Here is a 16,882-nt window from a genome sequence, read left to right on the forward strand (position 1 = left end):
GTGAGGTCGTCCCGTGTCCAGCACGCTTCCCACCACCCCCCAGACCCCCGAGACCGGCACCGCCCGCGTGAAGCGCGGCATGGCCGAGCAGCTCAAGGGCGGCGTGATCATGGACGTGGTCAACGCCGAGCAGGCGAAGATCGCCGAGGACGCCGGCGCCGTGGCGGTCATGGCCCTCGAGCGGGTCCCGGCCGACATCCGCAAGGACGGCGGCGTGGCCCGTATGTCCGACCCGAACATGATCGAAGAGATCATCGAGGCCGTCTCCATCCCGGTCATGGCCAAGTCCCGCATCGGCCACTTCGTCGAGGCCCAGGTCCTGCAGTCCCTCGGTGTCGACTACATCGACGAGTCCGAGGTCCTCACCCCGGCCGACGAGGTCAACCACTCCGACAAGTGGGCCTTCACGACCCCCTTCGTCTGTGGCGCCACCAACCTGGGCGAGGCCCTGCGCCGCATCGCCGAGGGCGCGGCCATGATCCGCTCCAAGGGCGAGGCCGGCACCGGCAACGTCGTCGAGGCCGTCCGTCACCTGCGCCAGATCAAGAACGAGATCGCCCGCCTGCGCGGCTACGACAACAACGAGCTCTTCGCCGCCGCCAAGGAGCTGCGCGCGCCGTACGAGCTCGTCAAGGAGGTCGCCGAGCTCGGCAAGCTCCCCGTGGTGCTGTTCTCCGCCGGTGGTGTCGCCACCCCCGCGGACGCCGCGCTGATGCGCCAGCTCGGTGCCGAGGGTGTCTTCGTCGGCTCCGGCATCTTCAAGTCGGGCGACCCGGCCAAGCGCGCCGCCGCCATCGTGAAGGCCACCACCTTCTTCGACGACCCGAAGATCATCGCGGACGCGTCCCGCAACCTGGGCGAGGCCATGGTCGGCATCAACTGCGACACCCTCCCCGAGTCCGAGCGCTACGCCAACCGCGGCTGGTAACCCATGAACACCCCCGTCATTGGCGTCCTGGCACTGCAGGGCGACGTACGGGAGCATCTGATCGCCCTGGCCTCGGCTGACGCCGTGGCCAGGCCGGTCCGGCGCCCCGAGGAGCTCGCCGAGATCGACGGCCTGGTCATCCCCGGTGGCGAGTCCACCACGATGTCCAAGCTCGCGACGATCTTCGGCATGATGCAGCCGCTGCGCGAGCGCATCGCGGCGGGAATGCCCGTCTACGGCACCTGCGCCGGCCTGATCATGCTCGCCGACAAGATCCTCGACCCGCGTTCGGGCCAGGAGACGCTCGGCGGCATCGACATGATCGTCCGCCGCAACGCCTTCGGCCGGCAGAACGAGTCCTTCGAAGCGGCCGTCGACGTCACCGGCGTCGAGGACGGCCCCGTCGAGGGCGTCTTCATCCGTGCCCCCTGGGTCGAATCGACCGGCGCCCAGGTCGAGGTCCTCGCCGAGCACGAGGGCCATGTCGTCGCCGTACGGCAGGGCAACGCCCTGGCCACGTCCTTCCACCCGGAACTGACGGGTGACCACCGCATGCACGCCCTGTTCGTCGACATGGTGCGCGCTGCGGCCTGAGCGGATCCCGGTAGGATCTCTCGGGTTCGTTCAGAAATTGGTTACGCGAAGGAGACAGGCAGATGTCCGGCCACTCTAAATGGGCTACGACGAAGCACAAGAAGGCCGTGATCGACGCCAAGCGCGGCAAGCTCTTCGCGAAGCTGATCAAGAACATCGAGGTGGCGGCGCGCACCGGTGGCGCCGACATCGACGGAAACCCGACCCTCTTCGACGCCATCCAGAAGGCGAAGAAGAGCTCCGTCCCCAACAAGAACATCGACTCCGCGGTCAAGCGCGGTGGCGGTCTCGAGGCGGGCGGCGTCGACTACGAGACCATCATGTACGAGGGCTACGGACCGAACGGTGTCGCGGTGCTCATCGAGTGCCTCACCGACAACCGCAACCGGGCCGCCTCCGACGTGCGCGTCGCCATGACCCGCAACGGCGGCTCGATGGCCGACCCGGGCTCCGTCTCGTACCTCTTCAACCGCAAGGGCGTCGTCATCGTCCCGAAGGGCGAGCTGACCGAGGACGACGTGCTCGGCGCGGTCCTGGACGCGGGCGCCGAAGAGGTCAACGACCTCGGTGAGTCCTTCGAGGTGATGAGCGAGGCCACCGACCTGGTCGCGGTCCGCACCGCGCTCCAGGGGGCGGGCATCGACTACGACTCCGCCGAGGCCAACTTCGTCCCGACCATGCAGGTCGAACTCGACGAAGAGGGCGCGCGCAAGATCTTCAAGCTGATCGACGCGCTCGAGGACAGCGACGACGTGCAGAACGTCTTCGCCAACTTCGATGTCTCGGACGAGGTCATGGAGAAGGTCGACGCCTGAACCGGCTGACAGCGAACGGGCCGACGGGACACCCCCCGTCGGCCCGTCGCTTTGTCGGTGCCGCCGATTGTCAGAGCCACCCGATAGCCTGCACGAATTGGGGGCACCTCCCAGCGGTAGCCGGGGAAGAACAAAGGAGGGGCGGGGTGCGCGTACTCGGGGTGGATCCGGGTCTGACCCGGTGCGGTGTCGGCGTAGTCGAGGGCGTCGCGGGCCGCCCGCTGACGATGCTCGGCGTCGGTGTCGTGCGCACTCCGGCGGACGCCGAGTTGGGCCACCGGCTGGTCGCGATCGAGCAGGGCATCGAGCAGTGGCTCGACGAACACCGGCCCGAATACGTCGCCGTGGAGCGGGTGTTCAGCCAGCACAACGTGCGTACGGTCATGGGGACCGCCCAGGCCAGCGCCGTCGCCATGCTCTGTGCCGCGCGCCGCGGCATCCCGGTCGCCCTGCACACCCCCAGCGAGGTCAAGGCAGCCGTCACAGGCAGCGGACGGGCCGACAAGGCGCAGGTCGGCGCGATGGTGACGCGGCTGCTGCGGCTCGACTCCCCGCCCAAACCGGCCGACGCGGCGGACGCCCTCGCCCTCGCCATCTGTCACATCTGGCGGGCTCCCGCGCAGAACCGCCTCCAGCGGGCCGTCGCAGCGCACCAGGCGGCCGTGCGGCAGACACCGGCGCGACCGGCCTCCGGGCCCCAGGCGTCGACCCCCCGCCCATCGACCCCCCACGCGTCAACGCCCCACGCATCGAAAGGCCGTTCCGCATGATCGCCTTTGTGAGCGGCCCCGTCGCCGCGCTCGCCCCGACGACGGCCGTGATCGAGGTCGGCGGCATCGGCATGGCCGTCCAGTGCACTCCGAACACTCTTTCCACCCTGAGGATCGGTCAGGACGCCAGGCTCGCCACCTCCCTGGTCGTCCGGGAGGACTCGCTGACGCTGTACGGCTTCGCCGCCGACGACGAGCGTCAGATCTTCGAACTGCTCCAGACCGCGAGCGGCGTCGGCCCACGGCTCGCCCAGGCCATGCTCGCCGTGCACACCCCGGACGCGCTGCGGATCGCGGTCGCCTCGGGGGACGAGAAGGCGCTCACCGCCGTTCCCGGCATCGGCAAGAAGGGGGCGCAGAAGCTCCTCCTCGAACTGAAGGACCGTCTCGGAGAGCCGCTCGGCGCGCACATCGGCAAGCAGGGCACCTCCGCGGCCGGCCCCGCGCCCTGGCGCGATCAGCTGAGCGCCGCGCTGATCGGGCTCGGATACGCGGCTCGGGAGGCCGACGAAGCGGTGACCGCTGTCGCCCCCCAGGCCGAGGCCGCTGTCGCCGAGGGCGGCACCCCGCAGATCGGCGGGCTCCTCAAGGCCGCCCTCCAGACCCTGAACCGCACGAGGTGATCCGGCTGTGAACTGGGACGACACCACACCGGGCCCCGAAGAGTCCCTGGACGGCCGCCTGGTCGAGGCGGTGGCCGACGGCGAGGACCAGGCCGTAGAAGCGGCTCTGCGCCCCAAGTCGCTCGGCGAGTTCGTCGGCCAGGAGCGGGTCCGCGAGCAGCTCGATCTCGTCCTCAAGGCGGCCCTCGCCCGAGGCGCCACCGCCGACCACGTCCTGCTGTCCGGTGCCCCCGGCCTCGGCAAGACCACCCTCTCCATGATCATCGCGGCGGAGATGAACGCCCCGATCCGGATCACTTCGGGCCCGGCCATCCAGCACGCCGGCGACCTCGCCGCGATCCTCTCCTCCCTCCAGGAGGGCGAGGTCCTGTTCCTCGACGAGATCCACCGGATGTCGCGCCCCGCCGAGGAGATGCTGTACATGGCGATGGAGGACTTCCGGGTCGACGTGATCGTCGGCAAGGGCCCCGGCGCCACCGCCATCCCCCTGGAGCTGCCGCCCTTCACCCTGGTCGGCGCCACCACCCGGGCAGGACTGCTGCCGCCGCCGCTGCGCGACCGCTTCGGCTTCACGGGACACATGGAGTTCTACGAGCCCACCGAGCTGGAGCGCGTCATCCACCGCTCGGCCGGCCTGCTCGACGTCGAGATCGACACCGCGGGAGCCGCCGAGATCGCCGGCCGTTCGCGCGGCACGCCCCGGATCGCGAACAGGCTGCTGCGCCGCGTCCGCGACTACGCCCAGGTCAAGGCCGACGGTGTCATCACCCAGGAGATCTCCGCCGCCGCCCTTGGGGTGTACGAGGTGGACAGCCGGGGCCTCGACCGCCTGGACCGGGCCGTCCTGCGGGCCCTGCTCAAGCTCTTCGGCGGCGGACCGGTCGGCCTGTCCACCCTGGCGGTGGCGGTGGGGGAGGAGCGCGAGACGGTCGAGGAGGTCGCCGAGCCCTTCCTGGTGCGCGAGGGCCTACTGGCGCGTACGCCCCGTGGCCGGGTCGCCACCCCCGCGGCCTGGGCCCACCTGGGCCTCGTACCCCCACAAGGGGGGCCCGGTGGCGGCGCGGGGACACCGGGACAAGCCGGCCTGTTCGGGGCCTGAGGGCGAGGAGAGTCGTGGTTGGAGGAACCACGGTGCCATGCTGGGCGTTGTTCCATCGATGCGGACTCGCTTAGACTCCGCCGATGCCGCCCTTCTCGGTCGGCGTGCCCACCCCCGAAGATCAGGCCGCGCTTCCTCGCGGTCGTGCGAAGGAAACCCCGTCCCGTGAACCTCGTGACTCTCCTCCCCTTCATCGTGCTCATCGGGGCAATGTTCCTGATGACCCGGTCCGCCAAGAAGAAGCAGCAGGCCGCCGCGCAGATGCGCAATGAGATGCAGCCCGGCACCGGCGTCCGCACCATCGGCGGCCTGTACGCCACGGTCAAGGAGGTCAACGACGACACCGTCCTCCTCGAGCTGGCCCCGGCCGTCCACGCGCTCTTCGCCAAGAACGCCATCGGTGCGGTACTCGGCGACGACGAGTACAACCGCATCGTGCACGGCGAGGTGGCCTCCGTCGGCGACGACGCCGTCGTGCCGGACGACGTCTCCTCCCTGACCGAGGACACCGTCGTCGCGACGGACGCGGACGCCGACGCCGACGCCGCCAAGCCGGACCTCACCAAGAAGGCCGACGCGGACGTCGTGGACGTCGAGGGCGACAAGAAGGACGGCAAGGCCGACGGCGAGACCGACGCCAAGTAGCCAGGACCGGGGACCGCGGGGACGCCTACCGGCGCCCGCGGTCCCCGGATCGTGTCTACCTCTGCGGGGGCAGGTCCCCACAACACTTCGTGGCCGTCCCGCGCACACCCGGCGCGGGGCGGTTGGACAGGGAGAAACGACAAGGTGGCAGCACCGAAGAAGGGCCGCGGGCCGGCGGGGGGACAGGGCAGGCCGGGGCGTGCCCTGGCACTGATCCTCATCGCCATGGTCGCCCTCACCGGCGGGATGTTCTGGTCCGGTCATGTCACGCCGCGGCTGGGCATCGACCTGGCGGGCGGCACGACGATCACGCTCAAGGCGAAGGTCGAGCCCGGGCAGGACCCGTCCGCCGTCAACGAGACCAACATGAACACCGCGGTCGGCATCATCGAGCGCCGTGTCAACGGTCTCGGCGTCACGGAGGCCGAGGTCCAGACGCAGGGCAAGGAGAACATCATCGTGAACGTCCCCAAGGGGACGAACGCGAAGCAGGCCCGCGAGCAGGTCGGCAAGACCGCTCAGCTGTACTTCCGCCCGGTGCTCACCCTCGCCGCGAGCGAGCCGGCGCCGAAGCCGAAGCCGTCGACGAGCCCCAGCTCCAAGCCCTCCCCGGGCGCCTCGGCGTCCGACGGTAAGGCCAAGGACAAGGGCAAGGGCACCTCCGCCACGCCCACGGCAAGCGCCACCACCCAGGGACGCGCGGTCACCGACGCCCTGAAGAAGGCGCCCACCCCGAGTGCCACCCCCTCGGGCAAGCCGAAGACGCCGGAGACCCCCAAGGCCCCGGCGCCGGACCCCTCCACCGCCAAGGTCGAGCAGCAGTTCGCCGCTCTGAACTGCACCGACCCGAAGCAGCGCGCCGCCGCCGGCAAGGGCACCAAGCCCACCGAGACGACCGTCGCCTGTGGCAAGAACGGCATCGGCCAGTGGGAGAAGTACATCCTCGGCCCGTCCGAGGTGGACGGTAAGGACGTCGACAACGCCAAGGCCGCCATCGACCAGCGCAATGGTCAGTGGATCGTCCAGATGGAGTTCACCGACGGCGGCGCCAAGAAGTTCCAGAAGATCACCGGCCGTCTGTCGCAGCAGCAGCCGCCGATGAACCAGTTCGCCATCGTCCTCGACGGCGAGGTTGTCTCGGCCCCGTCGGTGCGTACGACGCTCAGCGCGAACGCGGAGATCTCCGGCAGCTTCAACCAGCAGTCCGCCCAGGACCTCGGCAACATCCTGTCCTACGGCGCGCTCCCCCTCACCTTCCAGGAGCAGAGCGTCGACACGGTCACCGCCGCGCTGGGCGGTGAGCAGCTGAAGGCCGGTCTGATCGCCGGTGCGATCGGTCTCGCCCTGGTCGTCATCTACCTGGTGGTCTACTACCGCGGCCTCTCGCTGATCGCGCTGCTGAGCCTGCTCGCCTCGGCGATCCTGACGTACACGATCATGGCGCTGCTCGGCCCGGCCATCGGCTTCGCGCTCAATCTGCCCGCGGTGTGCGGTGCGATCGTCGCGATCGGTATCACCGCGGACTCGTTCATCGTCTACTTCGAACGCATCCGTGACGAGATCCGGGAAGGCCGCACCCTGCGTCCGGCCGTCGAGCGCGCCTGGCCCCGTGCCCGCCGCACGATCATGGTCTCCGACTTCGTGTCGTTCCTGGCGGCCGCGGTGCTCTTCATCGTCACCGTCGGCAAGGTGCAGGGCTTCGCCTTCACGCTCGGCCTGACCACCCTGCTCGACGTGGTCGTGGTCTTCCTCTTCACCAAGCCGGTGATGACGCTGATGGCGCGTACGAAGTTCTTCGGGAGCGGTCACGCGTGGTCCGGTCTGGACCCGCAGCGGCTCGGCGCCAAGCCGCCTCTGCGCCGCTCCCGCCGTGTCAACGCATCCACCGACCCGAAGGAGGCGTGAGATGTCGCGACTCGGCAATCTCGGCGCCCGGCTCTACCGCGGCGAGGTCGGCTACGACTTCATCGGCAAGCGCAAGATCTGGTACGGCGTCTCGATCCTGATCACCATCACGGCCATCCTCGGTCTGGCGGTCAGCGGCCTGAACATGGGTATCGAGTTCAAGGGCGGCGCGGTCTTCACGACCGACCAGAAGGCCAAGGTCTCGCTCTCCCAGGCCCATGACTTCGCGGTCGAGGCCTCGGGCCACGAGGCCATCGTCCAGGAGCTCGGTGACGGCGGTCTGCGGATCCAGATCACCGAGGTCGACACCGCCAAGGCCAACCAGATCGAGGCCGAGCTCTCCAAGAACCTCGGCGTCCCGGCGGACAAGATCAACTCCGCGCTGGTCGGCCCCAGCTGGGGCGAGCAGATCGCCAACAAGGCCTGGACGGGCCTCGGCGTCTTCATGGTCCTGGTCGTCGTCTACCTGGCCATCGCCTTCGAGTGGCGCATGGCCGTCGCGGCCCTGGTCGCGCTGATCCACGACATCACCATCACGGTCGGCATCTACGCCCTGGTCGGCTTCGAGGTCACCCCGGGCACCGTGATCGGTCTGCTGACCATCCTCGGTTACTCGCTCTACGACACGGTCGTGGTCTTCGACTCCCTCAAGGAGGGCACGAAGGACATCACCAAGCAGACCCGGTGGACGTACAGCGAGATCGCCAACCGTTCGATCAACGGCACCCTGGTCCGTTCGATCAACACCACCGTGGTCGCGCTGCTCCCGGTCGCCGGTCTGCTCTTCATCGGTGGCGGAGTCCTCGGCGCCGGCATGCTGAACGACATCTCGCTGTCGCTCTTCGTCGGTCTCGCCGCCGGTGCGTACTCGTCGATCTTCATCGCCACTCCGCTGGTCGCCGACCTCAAGGAGCGCGACCCGCAGATGAAGGCGCTCAAGAAGCGCATCCTGGCGAAGCGCGCCGCGGCCGCCGCCAAGGGCGAGTCGCCGGACGGTACGGACGGCACGGACGGGTTCGGGGACGACGAGCCCGCGGCGGCCGGCGCCGTCGTCGGCCCGCGCGGCCGCCGTGGCCGCCCGTCGGGCAAGCGCCGATGACCGAGTCCACGCGGGAGCTCCTGCTCAGCCGGATCAGGGACGTCGCCGACTATCCAAAGCCCGGTGTGCTGTTCAAGGACATCACGCCGCTGCTCGCGGACCCGGAGGCGTTCACGGCCCTGACCCATGAGCTCGCCGAGCTGTGCCTGACGCACGGCGCGACGAAGGTCGTCGGTCTGGAGGCGCGCGGCTTCATCCTGGCCGCGCCCGTCGCCGTCCGCTCCGGCCTGGGGTTCATCCCCGTACGCAAGGCGGGCAAGCTCCCCGGAGCGACCCTCAGCCAGGCGTACGAGCTGGAGTACGGCACCGCCGAGATCGAGGTGCACGCCGAGGACCTGGCCGCGGGCGACCGCGTCATGGTCATCGACGACGTCCTCGCCACCGGCGGTACGGCCGAGGCCTCGCTGGAGCTCATCCGGCGGGCCGGCGCCGAGGTCGCGGGCGTCGCGGTCCTCATGGAGCTGGGTTTCCTGTCCGGCCGGGCCCGGCTTGAGCCGGCCCTGCGCGGCGCCCCGCTGGAGGCGCTGATCACGATCTGAGGCCGTGTCCACGGATACGGCGGGGCACCCCGGGATCTCCCGGGGTGCCCTTCCCGTTTTTCCGGAGATGTCCTGGTTGGATCTTGGGGATGCCATCGATCGAGGCATCCGGACAGAAGGACAGCCATGACCCGCACACCTCTGACATTCACCCGCGAGGCCGCACTCGCCGCGCTGCTCGCCGTCGCGGCGCTGACCACGAGCGCGGCCCCGGCCGGTGCCGCTCCCACCGCCAACACCTGCGTGGGCTGGAAGAACGCGGGCGGCGTCCCGCTGAAGTGGAGCACCGCTCATGACGGCTGCGGCCACTTCGGAGCCCCGGGCATGCGGATGGGCTACTCCTGGAAGGCCTTCAAGGGCAGCGCCTGCGTCAAGGTCAAGGGATTCGACAGCCAGGGCAAGAAGGCGTGGTTCGACGCGGGCTGCGGCAAGGGCGCGTCGATCAAGGTGCCGTGGGGCAACGTCGCCGCCGAGAAGGAGATCATGATCAAGGGCGCTTCGCTGATCCGATGGGCATAGCCGAGCGGCCCGCCAGGGGCGCGTGGAGGGGTCTCGGCGCCCCCTCCACGTGTCCTTGGCAACAGCCCGTGAGCAGCGGGGCGCGCGGGTCGATACCATGGGATGTCCGGGCCTGACCGGGGGACCCGGACCCGCCCGAGGAGCGCTCTTGCCAGACGAGGCCCAGCCACTCTCCGCCGCGAACCACGACCAGCAGGCCGAGAAGGCCGCGGCGGGTCCCGCCGCGCCCCAGAACAAGCCCGCGGAGCACGAGCCGAAGCCGGCGGTGCCCGAGCGCGCGCAGAGCCCGGCACCGGTGCCCGTCTCCGCCCCCAAGCCCGTGCCCGCCTCCGCCGCCCGCACCGGCGGCGGCTCCTCCAACCGGGTCCGCGCCCGCCTCGCCCGCCTCGGCGTGCAGCGCTCCTCGCCCTACAACCCGGTCCTCGAACCCCTGCTGCGCATCGTCCGCAGCAACGACCCCAAGATCGAGACGGCCACGCTCCGCCAGATCGAACGGGCCTACCAGGTCGCCGAGCGCTGGCACCGCGGCCAGAAGCGCAAGAGCGGCGACCCGTACATCACGCATCCCCTGGCCGTCACCACCATCCTGGCCGAGCTGGGCATGGACCCGGCGACGCTGATGGCGGGACTGCTGCACGACACCGTCGAGGACACCGAGTACGGCCTGGACACCCTGCGCCGCGACTTCGGCGACCAGGTCGCGCTGCTCGTCGACGGCGTCACCAAGCTGGACAAGGTCAAGTTCGGCGAGGCCGCCCAGGCCGAGACCGTGCGCAAGATGGTCGTCGCCATGGCCAAGGACCCCCGTGTCCTGGTCATCAAGCTCGCCGACCGGCTGCACAACATGCGCACCATGCGTTATCTCAAGCGGGAGAAGCAGGAGAAGAAGGCCCGCGAGACCCTCGAGATCTACGCGCCCCTGGCCCACCGCCTGGGCATGAACACCATCAAGTGGGAGCTGGAGGACCTCGCCTTCGCGATCCTCTACCCCAAGATGTACGACGAGATCGTGCGGCTCGTCGCCGAGCGGGCGCCCAAGCGCGACGAGTACCTCGCCATAGTGACCGACGAGGTCCAGTCCGATCTGCGCTCCGCCCGGATCAAGGCCACCGTCACCGGCCGCCCCAAGCACTACTACAGCGTCTACCAGAAGATGATCGTCCGCGGCCGTGACTTCGCGGAGATCTACGACCTGGTCGGCATCCGTGTCCTCGTCGACACGGTCCGCGACTGCTACGCGGCCCTCGGCACCGTGCACGCGCGATGGAACCCGGTCCCCGGCCGGTTCAAGGACTACATCGCGATGCCGAAGTTCAACATGTACCAGTCGCTCCACACGACGGTCATAGGGCCCAACGGCAAGCCGGTCGAGCTGCAGATCCGTACCTTCGACATGCACCGCCGCGCCGAGTACGGCATCGCCGCGCACTGGAAGTACAAGCAGGAGGCCGTCGCCGGTGCCTCCAAGGTGCGCACCGACGTACCGAAGAAGACCGGCAAGGACGACCACCTCAACGACATGGCGTGGCTGCGCCAGCTCCTGGACTGGCAGAAGGAGACCGAGGACCCGTCGGAGTTCCTCGAGTCCCTGCGCTTCGACCTGTCGCGCAACGAGGTCTTCGTCTTCACCCCCAAGGGCGATGTCATAGCGCTGCCGGCCGGGGCGACACCGGTCGACTTCTCCTACGCCGTCCACACCGAGGTCGGACACCGGACCATAGGGGCGCGGGTCAACGGGCGGCTCGTCCCGCTCGAATCGACCCTCGACAACGGCGACCTGGTGGAGGTCTTCACCTCGAAGGCGGCCGGCGCGGGCCCGTCCCGCGACTGGCTCGGCTTCGTCAAGTCGCCCCGCGCGCGCAACAAGATCCGCGCGTGGTTCTCCAAGGAGCGCCGCGACGAGGCGATCGAGCAGGGCAAGGACGCCATCGCGCGGGCCATGCGCAAGCAGAACCTGCCGATCCAGCGGATCCTCACCGGCGACTCGCTCGTCACCCTCGCCCACGAGATGCGCTACCCCGACATCTCCTCCCTCTACGCGGCGATCGGCGAGGGCCATGTCGCGGCCCAGGGCGTCGTCCAGAAACTGGTCCAGGCCCTCGGCGGCGAAGAGGCCGCCAACGAGGACCTCGTCGAGACCACCCCGCCGTCCCGCGGCCGCTCCAAGCGCCGTGCCAACGCCGACCCCGGCGTGGTCGTCAAGGGCGTCGAGGACGTCTGGGTGAAGCTCGCCCGCTGCTGTACGCCGGTGCCCGGCGACCCGATCATCGGCTTCGTCACCCGGGGCAGCGGCGTATCGGTGCACCGCGCCGACTGCGTCAACGTGGACTCGCTCTCCCAGCAGCCCGAGCGGATGCTGGACGTCGAGTGGGCGCCCACCCAGTCCTCGGTCTTCCTGGTCGCCATCCAGGTCGAGGCGCTGGACCGCTCCCGGCTCCTCTCGGACGTCACGCGCGTCCTGTCGGACCAGCACGTCAACATCCTGTCCGCCGCAGTCCAGACCTCCCGCGACCGGGTGGCCACCTCCCGCTTCACCTTCGAGATGGGCGACCCGAAGCACCTCGGGCACGTCCTGAAGGCCGTACGCGGCGTGGAGGGCGTCTATGACGTCTACCGGGTGACCTCGGCGCGCAGGCCGTAACGGAGCACACGAAGAGGCCCCCGGTACGGATGCGTACCGGGGGCCTCCTTCCTCGTACGGGAAAACTCAGCCGCCGAACTCCTCCAGGCCCTTCAGAGCCTGGTCGAGCAGCGCCTGACGGCCCTCGAGCTCACGGGCGAGCTTGTCGGCCTTCGCGTCGTTGCCCGCCGAACGGGCCGCGTCGATCTGCTTCTGCAGCTTGTCGACGGCGTCCTGGAGCTGACCGGTCAGACCCGCCGCACGCGCGCGTGCCTCCGGGTTCGTACGCCGCCACTCGGTCTCCTCGGCCTCCTGAAGCGCCCGCTCCACCGCGTGCATCCGGCCCTCGACCTTCGGGCGGGCGTCGCGCGGCACGTGGCCGATGGCCTCCCAGCGCTCGTTCAGGGCACGGAAGGCCGCACGGGCCGCCTTCAGGTCCTTCACGGGCACCAGCTTCTCGGCCTCGACCGCGAGCTCCTCCTTCAGCTTGAGGTTCTCGGTCTGCTCCGCGTCCCGCTCGGCGAAGACCTCGCCACGCGCCGCGAAGAAGACGTCCTGGGCGCCGCGGAAGCGGTTCCACAAGTCGTCCTCGTGCTCGCGCTGGGCGCGGCCCGCCGCCTTCCACTCCGTCATGAGGTCGCGGTAGCGCGCGGCCGTCGCCCCCCAGTCGGTGGAGTTGGAGAGCGACTCGGCCTCGGCGACCAGCTTCTCCTTGGCCTTGCGGGCCTCCTCGCGCTGGGCGTCCAGCGAGGCGAAGTGGGCCTTGCGGCGCTTGGAGAAGGCCGAGCGGGCGTGCGAGAAGCGGTGCCAGAGCTCGTCGTCGGACTTCCGGTCGAGCCGCGGCAGGCCCTTCCAGATGTCCACCAGGGCCCTCAGCCGCTCCCCGGCCGAGCGCCACTGCTCACTCTCGGCCAGCGACTCGGCCTCGGTGACCAGCTTCTCCTTGGCCGCCTTGGCCTCGTCGGTCTGCTTGGCCTTCTGGACCTTGCGCTCCTCGCGACGCGACTCCACGGTCTCGACGAGCTTGTCGAGGCGCGTGCCGAGCGCCGCCAGGTCACCGACGGCGTGATGCTCGTCGACCTGCTTGCGGATGTGATCGATCGCCGCCGTCGCGTCCTTCGCCGAGAGGTCGGTGGTCTTCACCCGCTTCTCGAGGAGGCCGATCTCGACCACCAAGCCCTCGTACTTGCGCTCGAAGTAAGCCAGTGCCTCCTCTGGAGTTCCGGCCTGCCACGATCCGACGACCTTCTCGCCCTCGGCTGTCCGCACGTACACGGTGCCCGTCTCGTCGACGCGGCCCCACGGGTCGCTGCTCACAGCGCCTCCTCCACATGATGCCGCTGAGGGGGTTGTGCCCCCTGGGCATCGTCCACAGTTCCTGACGGGCCTCGCCCGCCCTCCACAACGCGGGTCGAGCCCGCGCTGCCACAACGCCAATCTAGGCGACCGGCCGCCCGGCTGTCCGCACTCAGCGCGACCGGATTTCGCCGGTTCACACCTTCCGGACAGCGGCCTTCTCGATGGTGACGGCCTTCTTGGGCGCACCGTCCTTGGCGCCGCCCTCGACGCCGGCCTTCGCCACGTCCCGGACGACCTTCAGACCGGCCGCGTCGATCGTGCCGAAGGGGGTGAACTGCGGAGGCAGCTTGGTGTCCTCGTAGACGAGGAAGAACTGGCTGCCGCCGGTGTTCGGCTGCATCGTGTTGGCCATCGCCACCGTCCCGGCCGGGAAGGTCACCGAACCGTCCTTGCCCGCCTTGCCCAGCGCGTTCAGGTTCTCGTCGGGGATGGTGTAGCCGGGGCCGCCGGTGCCGTCGCCCTTCGGGTCGCCGCACTGCAGCACGAAGATGCCGGACGTCGTCAGGCGGTGGCACTTCGTGTGGTCGAAGTACTTCTTGTCCGCGAGGTGCTTGAACGAGTTCACCGTCCGCGGGGCCTTCGACGCGTCCATCGTGATCGTGATGTCGCCCTGGCTGGTCGCGAGCGACATCGCGTACGTGGCCTTCTTGTCGATGGCCATCGCGGGCTCGGGCACCTTCGACTCGCTCGCCGAGGGCGTCGGGCTGTCGGACGGAGTGGCGGCGTCGTCCTTGCGGTCGCCGTCGGTCAGCCCGACGGAGGCGTACACGGCGGCGCCGGAGGCCAGCACGACGGCCAGCGCGGCGGCGATGATCGTGTTGCGGCGCCTGGCCTTCTGCCGTGCTTCCTGCCGGCGCTGCTGCTGCCGCTCGAACTTCTCCCTGGCGAGCTGCCGCCGCCGCTGATCGCTGCTGACCACCGGTTGTGCTCCTTGTCGGTCGTCTGTTCCTGTCCTGCCCGGATGTGCCCGTACCGTATACGGGTTGGCTGTGGAATGAGCAGCGCCGGTAGGCTCTGATCTGCCGCATTCCGCTCTGCCGTATCCGTCGGCGGGACGACATCTAAGGACGATCGTGCTCATTGCCGGGTTCCCCGCCGGGGCCTGGGGGACCAATTGCTATCTGGTCGCCCCCGCCGCAGGCGAGGAGTGCGTGATCATCGACCCGGGCCACCAGGCCGCCCAGGGAGTCGAGGAGACGCTCAGGAAGCATCGGCTCAAGCCTGTCGCCGTTGTGCTCACCCATGGCCACATCGACCATGTCGCCTCCGTCGTCCCGGTCTGCGGGGCCCATGACGTACCCGCGTGGATCCACCCCTCCGACCGGTACATGATGAGCGACCCCGAGAAGGCCCTGGGCCGCTCCATCGGGATGCCGCTCATGGGCGAGCTCACCGTGGGTGAGCCGGACGACGTCAAGGAGCTGAGCGACGGCGCGAAGCTGAGCCTGGCGGGTCTGGAGTTCTCGGTCGCGCACGCGCCCGGGCATACCAAGGGGTCGGTGACCTTCCAGATGCCCGAGGCGCCGGACATCCCGTCCGTGCTCTTCTCCGGGGATCTGCTCTTCGCCGGCTCCATCGGACGCACCGACCTGCCCGGCGGCGACCACGCCGAGATGCTCGAGTCGCTGGCCCGTGTGGCCCTGCCGCTCGACGACTCGACCGTGGTGCTGTCCGGCCACGGCCCCCAGACGACCATCGGCCGCGAGCGCGCCACGAATCCCTACCTCAGGGAAGTGGCCGCCGGCCTCGGAGCGCAGCCCGCTCCACGACGAGGAATGTGACGAGAGTCCCGTGAGCACCTTCAAGGCCCCCAAGGGCACCTACGACCTCATCCCGCCGTACTCCGCCGCGTACCTGGCCGTCCGGGACGCGATCTCCGGCCCGCTGCGGAAGTCCGGCTACGGATACATCGAGACGCCGGGTTTTGAGGACGTCGACCTGTTCGCCCGCGGTGTCGGTGAGTCCACCGACATCGTGACCAAGGAGATGTACACCCTCACCACGAAGGGGGGCGCCAACCTGGCGCTGCGCCCCGAGGGCACCGCCTCCGTGCTGCGCGCGGCGCTGGAGGCCAACATGCACAAGGCCGGTGGTCTGCCGGTCAAGCTCTGGTACTCCGGTTCGTACTACCGCTACGAGCGTCCGCAGAAGGGCCGCTACCGCCACTTCTCGCAGGTCGGCGCCGAGGCCATCGGGGCCGAGGACCCGGCGCTCGACGCCGAACTGATCATCCTCGCCGACCAGGCGTACCGCTCGCTCGGTCTGCGGAACTTCCGCATCCTGCTGAACTCGCTGGGCGACAAGGAGTGCCGTCCCGTCTACCGCGACGCTCTCCAGGGCTTCCTGCGCGGCCTCGACCTCGACGACGAGACCCTGCGGCGCAGCGAGATCAATCCGCTGCGGGTCCTCGACGACAAGCGTCCCGAGGTGCAGAAGCAGCTGGCGGGGGCGCCGGTGCTGCGCGACTACCTGTGCGACGCCTGCAAGGCGTACCACGAGGAGGTCCGCGAGCTGATCACGGCCGCCGGGGTCGCCTTCGAGGACGACGAGAAGCTGGTGCGCGGCCTGGACTACTACACGCGCACGACCTTCGAGTTCGTGCACGACGGTCTCGGTTCGCAGTCGGCCGTGGGCGGCGGCGGCCGCTACGACGGCCTGTCCGAGATGATCGGCGGCCCGGCTCTCCCGTCGGTCGGCTGGGCGCTGGGCGTGGACCGCACGGTCCTCGCCCTGGAGGCGGAGGGCGTCGAGTTGGACATCCCCGCCACCACCAGCGTCTTCGCGGTGGCCCTGGGCGAGGAGGCCCGCCGGGTGCTCTTCGCCAAGGTCACCGAGCTGCGCAGGGCAGGAGTCGCGGCCGACTTCTCGTACGGCTCCAAGGGCCTGAAGAGCCACATGAAGAACGCCAACCGCTCGGGCGCGCGCTTCACGCTCGTCGCCGGCGAGCGCGACCTCGCCGACGGCGTCGTCCAGCTCAAGGACATGGAGTCCGGCGAACAGGAGGCCGTCGCCCTGGACGCGGTGACCGAGGCGATCCGGGCGAAGCTCAGCTGAGCCACGTACGACAGCGAAGGGGCCCGGACCGTTCCAGCGGTCCGGGCCCCTTCGTGTCGGTGCGGCCCGAGAGCTCTCGTTGCGTCCCGTCCTTATGCCCATCGAACGGTGGACCCGGTGGGCCGTACGGCAGAATGTCCGTGCCCAGCGGCCCCGAGTGATGGAACGGCGATATGACGAAAGCAGCGGTTGACGGCGCCCCCTCCGAGCGGGACGGACTCGTGGGTGCGAGCCGGGCGCTGGCGTGGCTGCTGGTGGTCACCGGCGCGGCCGGGCTGTTGGCTGCCTGGGTGATCACCATTGACAAGTTCAG

The 16,882-nt window shown here is 69.7% G+C and carries 16 protein-coding genes and 1 pseudogene; 15 read left to right on the forward strand and 2 right to left on the reverse strand.

The genetic code is table 11. The annotated features are described in order from the left end of the window. The first annotated feature begins 13 nt into the window (after positions 1–13). The 12 genes from pdxS (at position 14) to ACZ7J0_RS27315 (ending at position 12,177) form a co-directional block, all read left to right on the forward strand. Positions 14–928: a pyridoxal 5'-phosphate synthase lyase subunit PdxS gene (pdxS, locus tag ACZ7J0_RS27260; protein WP_468709298.1), complete on the forward strand. Its 915-nt coding sequence runs from the start codon at positions 14–16 to the stop codon at positions 926–928. A gap of 3 nt (positions 929–931) precedes the next feature. Continuing rightward, positions 932–1,522, forward strand: coding sequence for a pyridoxal 5'-phosphate synthase glutaminase subunit PdxT (gene pdxT / locus ACZ7J0_RS27265; protein ID WP_470891621.1), 591 nt, complete (start codon positions 932–934; stop codon positions 1,520–1,522). Positions 1,523–1,584: 62 nt separating this feature from the next. Beyond that, positions 1,585–2,337 (forward strand): YebC/PmpR family DNA-binding transcriptional regulator, encoded by a 753-nt coding sequence (locus ACZ7J0_RS27270; protein ID WP_470891623.1) that lies wholly within the window; start codon positions 1,585–1,587, stop codon positions 2,335–2,337. A gap of 146 nt (positions 2,338–2,483) precedes the next feature. Further along, positions 2,484–3,107 (forward strand): crossover junction endodeoxyribonuclease RuvC, encoded by a 624-nt coding sequence (gene ruvC, locus ACZ7J0_RS27275; RefSeq protein WP_470891625.1) that lies wholly within the window; start codon positions 2,484–2,486, stop codon positions 3,105–3,107. After that, positions 3,104–3,730, forward strand: coding sequence for a Holliday junction branch migration protein RuvA (gene ruvA, locus ACZ7J0_RS27280; RefSeq protein WP_470891627.1), 627 nt, complete (start codon positions 3,104–3,106; stop codon positions 3,728–3,730). The genes ruvC and ruvA overlap by 4 nt, the downstream gene beginning before the upstream one ends. Before the next feature lie 7 nt (positions 3,731–3,737). After that, a complete protein-coding gene (gene ruvB / locus ACZ7J0_RS27285; protein ID WP_470891630.1) occupies positions 3,738–4,829 on the forward strand; it encodes a Holliday junction branch migration DNA helicase RuvB in 1,092 nt (363 codons plus the stop codon). A gap of 165 nt (positions 4,830–4,994) precedes the next feature. Further along, positions 4,995–5,474 carry a preprotein translocase subunit YajC gene (gene yajC / locus ACZ7J0_RS27290; protein WP_470891632.1) on the forward strand — a complete coding sequence of 160 codons (480 nt, stop codon included), beginning with the start codon at positions 4,995–4,997 and terminating at the stop codon, positions 5,472–5,474. 144 nt (positions 5,475–5,618) lie between these two features. Next, positions 5,619–7,379, forward strand: coding sequence for a protein translocase subunit SecD (gene secD / locus ACZ7J0_RS27295; protein ID WP_470891634.1), 1,761 nt, complete (start codon positions 5,619–5,621; stop codon positions 7,377–7,379). Position 7,380: 1 nt separating this feature from the next. Beyond that, on the forward strand, positions 7,381–8,478 hold the full coding sequence (gene secF, locus ACZ7J0_RS27300; protein WP_470891636.1) for a protein translocase subunit SecF: 1,098 nt from the start codon (positions 7,381–7,383) through the stop codon (positions 8,476–8,478). Then, positions 8,475–9,017, forward strand: a complete 543-nt coding sequence (locus tag ACZ7J0_RS27305) for an adenine phosphoribosyltransferase (RefSeq protein WP_470891638.1) — start codon at positions 8,475–8,477, stop codon at positions 9,015–9,017. Before secF ends, ACZ7J0_RS27305 begins: the two co-directional genes overlap by 4 nt. Positions 9,018–9,143: 126 nt before the next feature. Then, the gene (locus ACZ7J0_RS27310) at positions 9,144–9,536 is read left to right on the forward strand and encodes a hypothetical protein (RefSeq protein ID WP_470891640.1); all 393 of its coding nucleotides are present in this window, start codon (positions 9,144–9,146) and stop codon (positions 9,534–9,536) included. Positions 9,537–9,684: 148 nt separating this feature from the next. Then, positions 9,685–12,177 carry a RelA/SpoT family protein gene (locus ACZ7J0_RS27315; protein WP_470891642.1) on the forward strand — a complete coding sequence of 831 codons (2,493 nt, stop codon included), beginning with the start codon at positions 9,685–9,687 and terminating at the stop codon, positions 12,175–12,177. 66 nt (positions 12,178–12,243) lie between these two features. Here the strand turns inward: ACZ7J0_RS27315 and ACZ7J0_RS27320 are convergent, their stop codons facing one another. Continuing rightward, positions 12,244–13,473 carry a DUF349 domain-containing protein gene (locus ACZ7J0_RS27320; RefSeq protein ID WP_470891644.1) on the reverse strand — a complete coding sequence of 410 codons (1,230 nt, stop codon included), beginning with the start codon at positions 13,471–13,473 and terminating at the stop codon, positions 12,244–12,246. A 175-nt stretch (positions 13,474–13,648) separates the two neighbouring features. Continuing rightward, on the reverse strand, positions 13,649–14,434 hold the full coding sequence (locus ACZ7J0_RS27325; protein ID WP_470891646.1) for a peptidylprolyl isomerase: 786 nt from the start codon (positions 14,432–14,434) through the stop codon (positions 13,649–13,651). A 154-nt stretch (positions 14,435–14,588) separates the two neighbouring features. Between ACZ7J0_RS27325 and ACZ7J0_RS27330 the strand changes: the two genes are divergently transcribed. From ACZ7J0_RS27330 to ACZ7J0_RS27340, 3 genes and pseudogenes are all read left to right on the forward strand, one after another. Next, positions 14,589–15,296, forward strand: coding sequence for an MBL fold metallo-hydrolase (locus ACZ7J0_RS27330; RefSeq protein ID WP_468709276.1), 708 nt, complete (start codon positions 14,589–14,591; stop codon positions 15,294–15,296). A gap of 10 nt (positions 15,297–15,306) precedes the next feature. Continuing rightward, the gene (hisS, locus tag ACZ7J0_RS27335; protein ID WP_470891648.1) at positions 15,307–16,569 is read left to right on the forward strand and encodes a histidine--tRNA ligase; all 1,263 of its coding nucleotides are present in this window, start codon (positions 15,307–15,309) and stop codon (positions 16,567–16,569) included. Between the two features lie 173 nt (positions 16,570–16,742). Then, positions 16,743–16,882: pseudogene (locus ACZ7J0_RS27340) on the forward strand (vitamin K epoxide reductase family protein); the annotation flags it as partial.

It is taken from the genome of Streptomyces sp. NPDC038280 (genome assembly GCF_055600045.1).

What these genes read in the sequence shown, in the direction of transcription:
- pdxT (WP_470891621.1), top strand. Translation starts at nt 932, where the DNA reads ATGAACACCCCCGTCATTGGCGTCCTGGCACTGCAGGGCGACGTACGG.
- ACZ7J0_RS27270 (WP_470891623.1), top strand. Translation starts at nt 1,585, where the DNA reads ATGTCCGGCCACTCTAAATGGGCTACGACGAAGCACAAGAAGGCCGTG.
- ruvA (WP_470891627.1), top strand. Translation starts at nt 3,104, where the DNA reads ATGATCGCCTTTGTGAGCGGCCCCGTCGCCGCGCTCGCCCCGACGACG.
- secF (WP_470891636.1), top strand. Translation starts at nt 7,381, where the DNA reads ATGTCGCGACTCGGCAATCTCGGCGCCCGGCTCTACCGCGGCGAGGTC.
- ACZ7J0_RS27305 (WP_470891638.1), top strand. Translation starts at nt 8,475, where the DNA reads ATGACCGAGTCCACGCGGGAGCTCCTGCTCAGCCGGATCAGGGACGTC.
- ACZ7J0_RS27310 (WP_470891640.1), top strand. Translation starts at nt 9,144, where the DNA reads ATGACCCGCACACCTCTGACATTCACCCGCGAGGCCGCACTCGCCGCG.